Below are 12689 nucleotides of genomic sequence, written 5' to 3' on the forward strand. Positions count from 1 at the left end.
CGGGGACTATGGGGACACTGACATTCACAAAAATGCAGGGTTTGGGCAATGACTTTGTCGTACTCGACGGAGTACGGACCCCCCTCGCCCTGACCTCGATTCAACTGCGTTGGTTGGCGGATCGCCATTTCGGCGTAGGCTGTGATCAGATTCTGTGGGTAGAACCGGCACAGGACGCTACGAATGACTTTCGTTACCGGATTTTCAATCGTGATGGCGGAGAAGTTGCCAACTGCGGCAACGGTGTCCGTTGTTTCGCCCGTTACGTTCATGACCAGGGCCTGACTCAGCGCACCCGCCTGCGCGTCGAAACTTTGGCGGGCATACTTGAACCGGAATTGCTGCCGGGGGGAGAAATACGGGTCAACATGGGCACCCCTCTCTTCGATCCTGTCCGCATCCCCTTTCTGGTTCCTGCGCTTCAACCCACCTATGACCTGGCCATTGGGAACGTAATTCGCACTTTTTCCGTTCTGTCCATGGGTAATCCCCATGCCGTGCAGGTGGTCGAACAAATCACCCATGCCCCTGTCGACCTGGAAGGTCCGCTGATCGAACATCATCCCTTTTTTCCGGAACGGGTCAATGCCGGATTCATGGAAATCGTGGACCGCGCTCATATCCATCTCCGTGTTCATGAACGCGGTTCCGGGGAAACCCTGGCCTGCGGTACAGGAGCCTGTGCTGCCGTGGTGGCGGGTCAACGCCTGGGGGAACTGGATCCCCTCGTACAGGTCACGACCCGCGGCGGAGAACTGCTCATCGAATGGCAGGGTACTGGACATCCCGTGTGGATGACCGGCCCTGCTGTCACCGTTTACACTGGGATCGTCCACATCCCGAACATCGAGGAACTTACCCATGCTGGACGCTGAAATCGTTGCCTCCTGGCTCAAGGACAACCCGGAGTTTTTCATATTGCACGGAGCAGTATTGAATGAAATTCAGATTCCACACCCGCACAGAAACCACACCGTTTCTTTGAGCGAGCGTCAACTACTGACCCTGCGTGACAAAAACCGCACTCTGGAACAGCGTCTGTCCGAGTTGATCGGCTACGCCGAAACCAATGACAATATCAGTGGCAAGGTTCACCAACTGGCGGTGCGATTGCTGGTTCAGCGCACGCTGAAGGGCGTTCTCGACACCATTCAGCACCAAATGCTGCATCACTTCGAAATCCCCCATGTCGCTCTGCGCCTCTGGGGAATTCAGGCCGACCTTCTTGAACATCCCGCCTTCCAGCCCGTGGCCCAGGTCCAGAAGGAAGCCATCGCCCATGTGGAAACCCCCCGCTGCGGACACCACACGCCCGTACAGTGCGATCAGTGGTTTGGTGAGTTGGTGGCCCCCAGCCTGAAATCCTTTGCTTTGTTGCCCCTGCGGGACAGTGAAACTTTTGGCGCCTTACTGCTGGCCTCCCCCGACGAAAACCGTTTTTATCCGGACATGGGCATCTTCTACCTGCAGCGCATCACTGACCTGATCAGTACATCCCTGCGCGCCCATGAGCATTCCTGATTCACCCTCCCTGATTCGCGCCTATCTCGATCAACTGCGCTTCGAACGGGGCTTGTCCCCGCGCACGATCTCCAGTTACCAGCGCGATCTGAACCAGTTGTTGGTTGCCCACGGGGATCTTACCCAGGTAACCGCCCAACATATCCGTCGCCTCCTGGGAAAATTACATGGACAGGGGCTGTCCGGTCGCAGTCTGGCCCGTAGCCTGTCGGCTTGGCGCGGGTTTTTTGATTACCTGGCAAAATTTCATCATGCCGCCCTCAACCCCTGCCACGGAGTGCCCCCTCCCAAATCACCTCGCTCCTTGCCCCATGCCCTCTCTCCGGACCAGGCCAGCAAGTTGATGGATGTACCGGGGGACCGCATGCTGGACGAACGGGACCGAGCCCTGCTGGAATTGTTCTACTCCTCTGGCTTGCGTCTGGCAGAATTGGCCCATCTGCGCATACAGGACCTGAATCCCAGTGAAGGTTTGGTACGGGTATTGGGTAAAGGCCATAAATTCCGCATCGTCCCCGTGGGCCAAAAGGCCCGGGAAGCCTTGACACTCTGGCTGTCCCATCACCCCCTGCGCCCCCTGACGCCAGAGACCCCCTTATTTGTCAGTATCCGCGGTTCAGCCCTGAGCATGCGCGCCATTGAAGCGCGCGTAACACTGCGCACCCGCCAATTGGGTCTGGACGACCGGGTCCATCCCCACGTTCTGCGTCATTCTTTTGCCTCCCACCTGCTCCAGTCCAGCGGCGACCTGCGCGCGGTACAGGAATTATTGGGACACGCCCATATCACGTCGACTCAGGTGTATACCCACCTTGACTTCCAGCATCTGGCTCAAGTCTATGACCAGGCCCATCCCCGCGCCAAGCGGCGTCCCCCGCCTCAGGAGGGGGGAGAATAAAGCGCGCCCAACACCACGCCATGGCGCGCGCCCGTCACCTCGGGCAGATTCCCTGCTTTCCCCTGCACACGCGCCCATGCCAACCAGGCAAAAGCCAAGGCTTCCACTTGTTGCACCGGCACGCCCAAATCCTCCGTGCGCCCCACCCGAACCTCGGGCATCAAAATCCGCAAGCGTTTCGTCAATTGGGTATTCAGGGCACCGCCCCCACAGAGATACAGTTCTGTACCCCTGTGCTCCCGGCACTCTGCCTGCACCACAGCAGCCACCGAGCGCGCGGTCAATTCCAGCAAAGTCGCCTGAACATCCTCAGGCGGCAGTGAAAACACCCATTCCCCGTGCTCCGCCAGCCATTCCAGTGAAAAATCTTCCCGTCCGGTACTCTTGGGCGCACTGCGCTGAAAAAATGGATGGGCCAGCAAGGATTCCAGCAAGACCGGATGACAGTGGCCTTGCGCCGCCCAGCCACCTTCGCGATCGAAGGCCTGCCCCAGGCAGCGTCCAATCCAGCCATCCATCAACAGGTTGGCCGGGCCAATATCATAGCCTCGGGTAACCCGTCCTGGAATGAGCAAGGTCAGATTGGCGATGCCACCCAGATTCAGAATCAAACGGGGAATCGAGGAATGACGGAACAGTGCCTCGTGAAAGGCGGGAACCAGCGGTGCACCCTGCCCACCGGCGGCGATATCTCCCGAACGAAAATCGGTAATGACCGTCATACCGGTCAGTTCGGCCAGCAAAGCCCCATTCACCAACTGGAGACTGAATCCCTGTTCCGGACGATGACGTACCGTTTGCCCATGGCACCCCACTGCCGCCACCGAAAAATTCCCCTGCCCGCCCCGTTGGACCAGTTCATGAACCACTTCGGCATAGAGTGAGGAAAGGGTCTGGGACAGGTGAGCAGCGCGCTCCAATTCATTGATCCCTGGTTGGGTCAAATCCAGCAAGTCCGAGCGCAGATCCACCGAAAAAGAACGCTGTGCCTGAGCCAGGACCCTGGGCCGAACCGGCAGAGAAAAATCCGCCAGAACCCCATCGATTCCATCGAGACTGGTCCCTGACATCAACCCCACATAGAGGGAGGATCCGGAATTATTCGAAGCGGGCGATGGCACTGCCGCGTACGGCATCAAGTTGCCTGAGGTACGGCGCCGTGGCCGAAAGGAACTGGGCACGGGCATGGCCGGTCAGGTTGGTGCTGGCAAAGCGTGGCACTTCGGGACCCAGGGGGTCGTGCTGAACGCCATTGATCTTGAATTCATAGTGCAGGTGAGGACCGGTGGCCCAACCCGTCATGCCCACATAACCAATCAGGTCGCCCTGATGAATTTTTTCTCCGGCATGCAATCCACCTGCGAAAGCCGAAAGATGCCCATAAACCGTATCGATCCCATTGGCATGATGCAACTCGATCATGTTTCCATAACCATTGCGCCATCCCGCATAGGTCACCGTGGCATTGGCGACGGCCACGATGGGCGTCCCCTTGGGGGCCGCCAGATCAATGCCCTTATGGGCTCGCCAGGTTTTCAGGATGGGATGAAAGCGCGCTGCAGAAAAGCCTGAGGTGATACGGGAAAACTCAATGGGAGAGCGCAGGAAAGAGGCCTTGGAACCATGCCCTTCCGGGGTATAGTAGTCCCCTCCTCCCTCCGCACTTTCATAATAGACACGGCGGATCGTCACGCCCTTGTTGACAAACTCGGCGGCCAAAATCCTGCCCGGCACCACCTGATCAAAATCATTCTGGGTGGCTTCATAGACTACGGAAAAGGTATCCCCGGAACGCAGGTCATTGTGAAAATCGATATCCGTGGAAAACAAACGGGTCAATTGGCGCGTCACGCTATCTGGAATGCCCGCGTTGTCCGCTGCGGCAAAAAGGGAACTGTGAATGGTCCCATTGGCTTGAATGACACGGTGCAAATCTCCCTCACCCACCAAACTGGAGGTAAAACCCGAAAGGGTACGGGATACCACCAGGGTCCCTTTGTCACCGTAGGGAAAACGCAGGGAAACCAGATCGCCGTTGGCCGCATGTTCCACGCGAATGGGTTTGCCGGGGGCCATGTGCTGATAGATGACCCGAGCTTTGCTGTCGGTTGCAATGAAATCGAGGGCCGCCTGGTCGCTCACCCCCATACGGAACAGCAAAGCAGCCAAAGTATCGCCCGAACGAACCTGATCCTGCTGGATGAAAGTTCCTGGTGTGGGCGTTACTGTTCCCGGATTCGCCGTCATATCCTCGACCACCGGCGTCAAAGGGACTGTCTGCAGAGACACCCCAGGAGTCATCCCGAAAGCCATCGCCACCCCGAACACCATCATGAGAAGGGTCGCAACCTGCCCGCTGCGACGAGCATCCGTCGCATCGATGGTGGTGTTTTGGGTTAGAATCCAGCGTTTGAGCGCTTGTGCGCGTTGCTTGATTGAGTTCATGCGCGCCAGTTTAACAGAAACCTGACGCAGGCACAATTCCCCATGAATGACAAAAAGTTATCCGCTATTGACCCCTGGGATGAGATTCGCCGGGGTACCGACGAAATCCTCCCCGAAGAAGACTTCCGGCAACGACTTCGGGAAGGGAAACCCCTGCGGGTCAAAGCGGGGTTTGACCCCACGGCACCGGATCTGCACCTCGGTCACACCGTCCTGTTGAACAAGCTCAAGACGCTGCAGGACCTGGGCCACGAAATATTCTTTCTGATTGGCGATTTTACGGCGCTGATCGGGGATCCCACCGGACGTAATGCCACCCGTCCTCCCCTGACACCGGAGCAGGTTGCGCTCAATGCCGCTACCTATCAAAGCCAGGTATTTCGCATTCTTGACCCCCATCGAACGACCCTGGCTTATAACAGCACCTGGATGAACGAGTTGGGCGCCGCAGGCCTGATTCGCCTGGCCGCTACCCATACCGTGGCACGCATGCTGGAACGGGATGATTTTTCCAGACGCTATCGCGCGGAACAACCCATTGCGCTCCACGAATTTCTTTATCCTCTGGTTCAAGGATATGATTCCGTGGCACTCAGAGCCGATCTGGAAATCGGCGGCACGGATCAGAAATTCAATCTTTTGATGGGCAGGGAATTGCAAAAACACCATGGACAACGCCCCCAGTGCATCCTCACCCTGCCCTTGCTCGAGGGCACCGACGGAATCAATAAGATGTCCAAATCCCAGGGTAACTTCATTGCCATCGAAGACCCTCCCGATACCCAATTCGGCAAACTGATGTCCATTTCCGACTCCCTCATGTGGCGCTATCTGGAACTGCTTTCCTTTGAATCCCTGACCACCCTGACCCGCTGGAAGCACGAGGTTGAAGAAGGACTCAACCCGCGCACCATCAAGGTTCGCCTGGCCCAGGAAATTGTCGCGCGCTTCCATGGCCAGGACGCAGCCAAACAGGCCCTGGAAGATTTTGAATCCCGGTTTCGGGACCATGTCCTGCCCGATGATCTGCCTCTCACCGAAATTTCTGTGGGCGATGAAGGCTTACTGCTCTCCCAACTCCTGCACCGTGCCGGACTGACCAACACCACCTCCGAAGCCCGCCGTCTGATGGATAATGGAGGCATTCGCATCGATGGAGAAAAGGCTACGGATCAGTCTCTGCGTTTTTTCTCTGGCACTGAAATGACCTTGCAGGCAGGAAAGCGTAAATTTGCCCGCATACGCTGCAACTAATGCCCACCCCCACCGTGGCAGGGCACACCCTTCCTGCCCTGCGTCTGGACCTGAAGGGGCATCGCCATGTGGATCTGCGTGCCGTGTTTGCACTGGCCTTGCCCTTGTTCCTGAACAGTAGTTTGCAAGTTATCCTGAACCTGACCGACACCTGGTTCATTGGACACCTTTCCACCACCGCCATGGCCGCCATGGCTGCCTGTTATTACCTGATTTTCATGTTTTTTCTGTTGCTGGGCGGAGTCGGGATCGGGGTTCAGGCCATTGTGGCACAGCATTTCGGCGCAGAAAACCTCAACGCTGTCGGGCGCACTACCTGGAGTGGGTTATGGGCGGCCTTGGCCACTACCCCCCTGTTTTTATTGATTGGATATGCGGGACCGACACTGCTGGCGATTTTTGATCTCCCTCCCGAAGTCCACGATCTGGCCGCATCTTTCTGGTTTCCACGTATGTTGGGGGGGCCCCTGTCTACCCTGCTCTTCGCCCTGAATTCTTTTTTCAACGGCATCAGCCAGCCCCGTCATACCCTCTGGATCATGGCCCTGGTTGCCCTTTGCAATGCGCTGCTCAACGAGTGGTTCATTTTTCACTGGCATCTCGGCATGGCCGGGGCCGCCTGGGGAAGCACCGCTGCCCAGGCCATCGGCGTCCTCATTGCAGGCGCCGTATTCCTGCGCCCCGCCTTTCGCTCCCGCTTTCATACCGGGCAAACCTGGCGACCTCATTGGCCCTCGATTCGTCAAGTCTTCGCCATTGGCTTTCCCACGGGTTTATTCCCCGCCATGGATGTGGTGGGTCTGGGACTTTTCCAACTCATGCAGGTCAAATTGAGTGCCATCGATGGAGCCGCCACCCAAATCGTCATGATGCTGACCTCGGTTTCTTATCTTCCTGCCATTGGCATTGCCTTGGCGGGTACCACCCTCGTGGGACAATCCATCGGAGCGGGGGATAAATCCTGGGCCGAGGCCTGCGCCCGCGTCATCATTCGCATGGCCGTGGTTTACATGGGAGTGGTGGGCGTCCTGCTGGCTCTGTCGGCAACCTGGGTCATCCCCCCCTTTCTCACGCCGGGCGACCCCCAAGGCGCGCAGGTCATGGCGCTTTGCATTCCTTTACTGTGGATTGCCGCAGGATATCAAGTGTTTGATGCGCTCAATCTGTCCAGTGCTTTCTGCCTGCGGGGCGCGGGCGACGTCAAAGTTCCCACCCTGCTCCTGCTGGCCTGTTCCTGGGGGATTTTCCTGCCCCTGTGTCATGCTTTGACTTTCTCTCCCGGGCAGGGCTGGGTCAATTTCCTGCCCCAATGGGGATGGGGTGCCACTGGGGGATGGATGGCCGCCTTTGTCTACGCTTTCTGTCTGGGATTGGCCCTCTGGACTCGCTGGCGATCAGGGGCCTGGAAACGTATCTCCCTGCTGACTCAAACCCAATAAACCGACCGGGTCATGAGTTTGGACGACAGGCGCATGGCCCATTTGAGAGACGACGAAAATTCTGCAGCCCCCAGGCGTTGGGCCAGTTCGGCATGCCCGGCCTCGTCCTTTTTCATTTGTTCCACAATGGCGCGGGTGCGCTGATCGGCGGCAGGAATCAGGGCCAGATGTCCTGCCAAATGTCCTTCCACCTGCCGTTCCGTCTCCTTGAGAAAGGCCAGACTCCAACGATCTCCGGCCAATCCTGCCGCTACGCCCAAGGCCAATGACCCTGCGTACCAAAGTGGATTGAGGAAACTGGTCCGCCCCCCCAATTCACCAATCCGCGCTTCACACCACGCCAGATGGTCCACCTCTTCGGCCGAAGCACCACGCAGGGCCTCCCGGTTGGCCGAAATCCGAGCGGTCAGGGCTTGTCCCTGATAGAGTGCCTGGGCACAAATTTCCCCCGTGTGGTTGATGCGCATGAGGCGAGCCGTGTGCTGACGCGCCTGCGCATCAAGATCGGCTTCCGGCAACCCGCGCGCCGGATTGGAACGGGTGCCCAGAGCAGGGGCAGCCAGGGTTCGCAAGGCACGATCAAATTCCCCCAGGATTCGATCCAGAGGACTGTGCTGACGCCCTTCAAACTCTGTGCCCGCAAATACTCCACGGGGTAATTTCGGTAACTTCACTTTGGTCATTAAATCTGTCAGCATTGTATCCCCCCCTATCCCAGTTCGAGCCATTGCCCTCTGTGGCTCAAGACCCGCGGTTGGCTGCGGCCCCGCGAATCAGGGTACCAATCCCTTCGTCGGTCAATACTTCCAGAAGAACTGCGTGGGGGACCCGCCCGTCGATGATATGGGCGGTCTTGACTCCATTCTGTACCGCATCCAGCGCACACGCCACCTTGGGCAGCATACCTCCCCGGATGGTGCCATCCTGGATCAGGGCCTGCACCCGCTGGGCGTTCAGTCCGGTCAATACCTCGCCGGCCTGATCGAGAACCCCCGCCGTATTGGTGAGCAAGAGCAGTTTTTCTGCCTGCAGGGTCACGGCCAACTTGCCCGCCACCAGATCCGCATTGATGTTGTACGCTTCGCCCTGCTCGCCCACGCCTAACGGCGCAATCACCGGGATGAAGTTCTGATGACACAGCAGATTGACGATGCCGGGATCGATGCGCACCACCTCTCCCACTTGGCCAATATCGATGGCCTCGTCCGAGGTATCGGGGGCCTTGAGCATCAACTTGCGCGCGTGAATGAAATTGCCATCCTTGCCGGTCAGTCCCACCGCATTCCCACCCGCCTTGTTGATGAGGGTGACGATGTCCTGGTTGACCAGTCCCCCCAATACCATCTCCACCACGTCCATCGTTTCATCGTCCGTGACCCGCATCCCCTGAATAAACTCACTTTGCTTGCCAACCCGTTTCAATAATTCACCGATTTGGGGGCCGCCCCCATGGACCACCACCGGATTCATCCCGACCAATTTGAGCAATACCACGTCGCGTGCAAACTTTTCCTGCAGCGCGACGTCCGTCATGGCGTTCCCCCCGTACTTGATCACGATGGTCTTCCCATGAAAACGTTGGATATAGGGTAGCGCTTCAATCAGAACGGTACTTTTCAGATCGGCAGAGAGGGGCAATTCGGTCATGGCAACACTCCAAAACAATGGCGCCATTCTACCCCAGAACTTGGTCACCTAAGATTTCATGTCTGGCAACCCTTTACAAACTGTCATAAAAACGTCATTCAAGTGTCACGGAACGGTCATAAACCTGTGTCAAAGTGTTGCAGAATCATTGGGCACCATTCACAACTTATTGTTTTGGGAAAACTTTCCATGTCAAACATACGATATGACTCATCCCCTTCAAGATCTCTTCCGGGCAACTCCAAAAGAGGTTTAACCACTAAACGAACCGTTGCGGCCCTCTTATCGGCCTTGGTACTCCCCACAGCCTTCGCCGACGATCAACAAATCCAGCAGATGCAGCAGCAGGTCAATGACCTGGAACAACGCCTGCAGGAAATGAAGGCGCAGATGGAAGAGATCCAGAAAAAGAACAAGGAAATTGCGGATAAGAACAAGGAAATTGCCGACAAAAACAAGCAAATTGTGGACAAGACCCAAGAACTTTCCAATAAAAACCAGGAACTCGAAGGCCAGCATCAGCAACTTCAGGCCCAGACTTTCGAGATCTCCGGCAAGTTCAAGGCCATTCAGGACCAGTGGGACCTGATTCCCACCACCAATAAAAATCAGGGCGGATTTATCATGGATGGCGTCACCCTGGCCTTCGGCGGGTATCTGGCGGAAGAAAATGCGATGCGCAGCAGCAATCTGCAGGCGGACATCAACTCACCCTTCAGCAAGATCCCCTTCAACCCCAATCCCGGTAACCTGCTGCTCACACCAACACAAGCCCAGCAGGCGGCTTCTGGCTATTACAATCAATCCAGTTTCAACGCCACGGCTCGCCAGTCTCGCTTCTCGGTGATGGCACAGGGGAATGCGGACAAGAATACCCTGGTAACCGGATACTACGAAATGGACTGGTTGGGAGACAGTCCGACGGCCAACGGCACCCAGAGCAATTCCTATACGGCCCGCGTCCGGCATCTGTACACCAACATCGACTGGACGGACATAGGATGGCATATGCTGGCGGGACAGAGTTGGTCCCTGGCCGTCCTGAACACCCAAGGGGTCACCCCGCGCAATGAAGAAATTCCCGTTGTCATCGACGCAGAGTACATGCCCGGCTTCGTGTGGAACCGGCAAGCCCAGATTCGCGTCGTCAAAGACTGGGATAAAAAATACTGGGCAGCGATTTCCCTGGAACAATCCCAGACTTCTGGCGTAGGCGGGTCCACTCCTAATGGGGTTCTCAACAATTACACCCTCCCTGCCCAAGGGGGCGGACTGTTGACTCCCGGCAATTACTCCGTCAACAAATTTCCAGACATCATCGGAAAACTGGCCATGGAAACCAATTTGGGTCACTATGAAGTCTTTGGCATGCTGCGCAACTTTGACGGCACCTATACCAATCCCAATGTCACAGCTGCCGGACAGAGCAGTTGGGCTGGCTCCATGGGCTTTGGGTCGGTTCTGAGAATCATTCCCCATACCCTGGATTTCAAGGTGAGTGGATTATACGGAAATGGGGTCGGACGTTATGGCACCTCCACCTTGAACGATGCCACCATTGGACCCAACGGTGAACTGACCCCCATGCGCGGCGGCTCCTTCCTGACTGGCCTGACCTTGCACGTCAAGCCCACCTTCGACATCTATGCCGATATCGGGCGGGATTGGGTCAACGGTTATACCTATGGTTCAGGCGGACAAACCTACGGTTATGGAAACAATGTTCTGGCCAATCCGGGTCAGTTCACATCCCAAGCCGCTCTCAGCGGGTTCACCCCCTACGATTTGCACAGCGTCACCCAGGAAACCCTCGGGTTCTGGTGGGCAGCCTACAAAGGGTATTATGGTGCTGCCAAAGTCGGGGTTCAGTATTCCCATACCGGGGTCAGTGCCTTCTCGGTACGCTCCAGCGCCAGTGGCGGCGCATTCACTCCCTATACCTTCGACAACATGATCCTCACCAGTATTCGTTTCTACCCCATGTAATCTTCAACACAACACATCACAAACAAAAAGCGGCGGGCAAATCCCCACCGCTTTTTTTACGTCTTCATAAACTTCATGCTTCCAATTTACCAGGAACCCCCGATGCTGCGCACCAAGTCCACCACGGACTGGTTGAGCGCCGTACGTACGTAAATCTCTTCCCGTTCGGTGTGCAGTCGTATGGCTTCCGCATCGATTACGTCCAGATAGTTGGATGCGCCTTCGATGTACCGACGATTCGCCAAATCGAAGGTTCTGCGTGCCGATTCCACGGCCAACTTCTGGTGCTCGTCATCGATCCCCAGATTATTGATCTGGGACAGGCTGTCCTCGACTTCCCTGAACGCGACCAAAACAGTCTGACGATATTTGTCAGTCTGTTGACGTGTCTTGGAGGTTGCCTGATCCACCACGGCCTGACGCAACCCGGCATCAAAGATGTTATAAAACGCCAGAGGGCCCAAGGACCAGAACGAATTGGGCGCAGAGGCCAGTGCGCCATACCCGTTATTTTCAAATCCGGCCAGCGCCATCAAAGAGATGGTGGGAAAGAAAGCGGTTCTGGCCACACCAACCTGATCATTGGCCGCCACGATATTCCGCTCTGCCGCCGCAATATCCGGGCGCCGTTGCAAGACTTCCGAGGGGATAACCTTGGGAATAGCCGCATATTGGGCGTGGTATATCCAGTTGGTGTCTGCCTTCATAGTAAAGGTGGACGGTTCCCGCCCCAGCAATACCGCAATGGAATGCTCGTAGAGCGCCCGTGCGCCGATTGTTTTGGCTACCTGAGCCCGGGTTTCTTCCAAAAGTGCCTTGGAACGCGCCACATCGAGACCGGAGGTAATCCCCACGTCATGACGCTGTTGCATCAATTCGAGTTCATGCTCGTAATCCTTCACCGTCACTTCCAGCAAACCGATCTCTGAATCCAGTCCTCTCAACTTCACATAATCACTGGCCAGCAATGCTTCCAGACTGAGACGCGCCGACTCGATATCCGCCTTGCTGGCTTGTGCCGACGCTTCGGCTGAAGCGATGGCACTTCTGATGGCTCCCCAAAAGTCAATCTCGTAGACAAACCCAATGCCTCCAATCGTATCGCCATTGACATTGGCCTGATTCCCGTTACGGTACAAGCGATGGGCAGATTGGCGGTTGGTGGTGACATCTCCCATAAAATTAATCTGGGGATACAATTGAGCATCCTGCTGCGTCAGGAATGCCGTGGCTTGGTCATACCGTTCCAGCGCTTCCTGAATCACAAAGTTATCGCTGTTGAGTTCCTTCTCCATCTGGTTCAACGTGTCGTCATTGAAATACGTCCACCAATCTCCCCGCGATTGTGCATCCGCCGGGTGCACCAATCGCCATGGCCCGTCTTCCTTGAATACGCCACTCTTCCAGTTATCAGGGCGATGGTAATCGGGAATGAAGGAACATCCGCCCAACAGGGCAATGGTTAGCGCCGAATAGAGAAATGTGCCCAGTGGTTTCAT

At 56.6% G+C, this 12689-nt stretch carries 11 protein-coding genes; 6 read left to right on the plus strand and 5 right to left on the minus strand.

All coding sequences use genetic code 11. The annotated features are described in order from the left end of the window. The first annotated feature begins 8 nt into the window (after nucleotides 1–8). The 3 genes from dapF to IV91_RS0101850 are packed head-to-tail and all read left to right on the plus strand — an operon-like array spanning nucleotide 9 to nucleotide 2419. Nucleotides 9–875: a diaminopimelate epimerase gene (dapF, locus tag IV91_RS0101840; RefSeq protein WP_031595555.1), complete on the plus strand. Its 867-nt coding sequence runs from the start codon at nucleotides 9–11 to the stop codon at nucleotides 873–875. Further along, nucleotides 862–1521, plus strand: coding sequence for a DUF484 family protein (locus IV91_RS0101845; RefSeq protein ID WP_031595556.1), 660 nt, complete (start codon nucleotides 862–864; stop codon nucleotides 1519–1521). The genes dapF and IV91_RS0101845 overlap by 14 nt, the downstream gene beginning before the upstream one ends. Next, the gene (locus IV91_RS0101850) at nucleotides 1508–2419 is read left to right on the plus strand and encodes a tyrosine recombinase XerC (RefSeq protein ID WP_031595558.1); all 912 of its coding nucleotides are present in this window, start codon (nucleotides 1508–1510) and stop codon (nucleotides 2417–2419) included. Before IV91_RS0101845 ends, IV91_RS0101850 begins: the two co-directional genes overlap by 14 nt. On the opposite strand, the gene IV91_RS0101855 is transcribed toward IV91_RS0101850, so the two are convergent. Together IV91_RS0101855 and IV91_RS0101860 are read right to left on the minus strand one after the other, a co-directional pair. After that, on the minus strand, nucleotides 2401–3555 hold the full coding sequence (locus IV91_RS0101855; protein ID WP_084189833.1) for an anhydro-N-acetylmuramic acid kinase: 1155 nt from the start codon (nucleotides 3553–3555) through the stop codon (nucleotides 2401–2403). The two genes, IV91_RS0101850 and IV91_RS0101855, sit on opposite strands and share 19 nt — an antisense overlap. Then, nucleotides 3518–4864, minus strand: coding sequence for a M23 family metallopeptidase (locus IV91_RS0101860; RefSeq protein WP_051861844.1), 1347 nt, complete (start codon nucleotides 4862–4864; stop codon nucleotides 3518–3520). The genes IV91_RS0101855 and IV91_RS0101860 overlap by 38 nt, the downstream gene beginning before the upstream one ends. A gap of 42 nt (nucleotides 4865–4906) precedes the next feature. On the opposite strand from IV91_RS0101860, the gene tyrS reads away from it, so the two are divergent. Beyond that, nucleotides 4907–6118, plus strand: coding sequence for a tyrosine--tRNA ligase (tyrS, locus tag IV91_RS0101865; RefSeq protein WP_051861847.1), 1212 nt, complete (start codon nucleotides 4907–4909; stop codon nucleotides 6116–6118). Beyond that, on the plus strand, nucleotides 6118–7557 hold the full coding sequence (locus IV91_RS0101870; protein WP_051861849.1) for an MATE family efflux transporter: 1440 nt from the start codon (nucleotides 6118–6120) through the stop codon (nucleotides 7555–7557). Before tyrS ends, IV91_RS0101870 begins: the two co-directional genes overlap by 1 nt. Here IV91_RS0101870 and coq7 read toward each other — a convergent pair. After that, nucleotides 7545–8255 carry a 2-polyprenyl-3-methyl-6-methoxy-1,4-benzoquinone monooxygenase gene (gene coq7, locus IV91_RS0101875; protein WP_197456474.1) on the minus strand — a complete coding sequence of 237 codons (711 nt, stop codon included), beginning with the start codon at nucleotides 8253–8255 and terminating at the stop codon, nucleotides 7545–7547. The two genes, IV91_RS0101870 and coq7, sit on opposite strands and share 13 nt — an antisense overlap. 43 nt (nucleotides 8256–8298) lie before the next feature. Next, nucleotides 8299–9204, minus strand: coding sequence for an acetylglutamate kinase (gene argB / locus IV91_RS0101880; RefSeq protein ID WP_031595570.1), 906 nt, complete (start codon nucleotides 9202–9204; stop codon nucleotides 8299–8301). Between the two features lie 189 nt (nucleotides 9205–9393). Between argB and IV91_RS15575 the strand changes: the two genes are divergently transcribed. After that, nucleotides 9394–11190, plus strand: coding sequence for a coiled-coil domain-containing protein (locus tag IV91_RS15575; protein ID WP_150112347.1), 1797 nt, complete (start codon nucleotides 9394–9396; stop codon nucleotides 11188–11190). Between the two features lie 86 nt (nucleotides 11191–11276). Here IV91_RS15575 and IV91_RS0101890 read toward each other — a convergent pair whose 3' ends face one another. After that, a complete protein-coding gene (locus IV91_RS0101890) occupies nucleotides 11277–12689 on the minus strand; it encodes an efflux transporter outer membrane subunit (RefSeq protein ID WP_031595572.1) in 1413 nt (470 codons plus the stop codon).

Origin of the sequence: Ferrovum myxofaciens (assembly GCF_000735045.1) — a bacterium.
In the GTDB taxonomy this organism is placed as follows: domain Bacteria; phylum Pseudomonadota; class Gammaproteobacteria; order Burkholderiales; family Ferrovaceae; genus Ferrovum; species Ferrovum myxofaciens.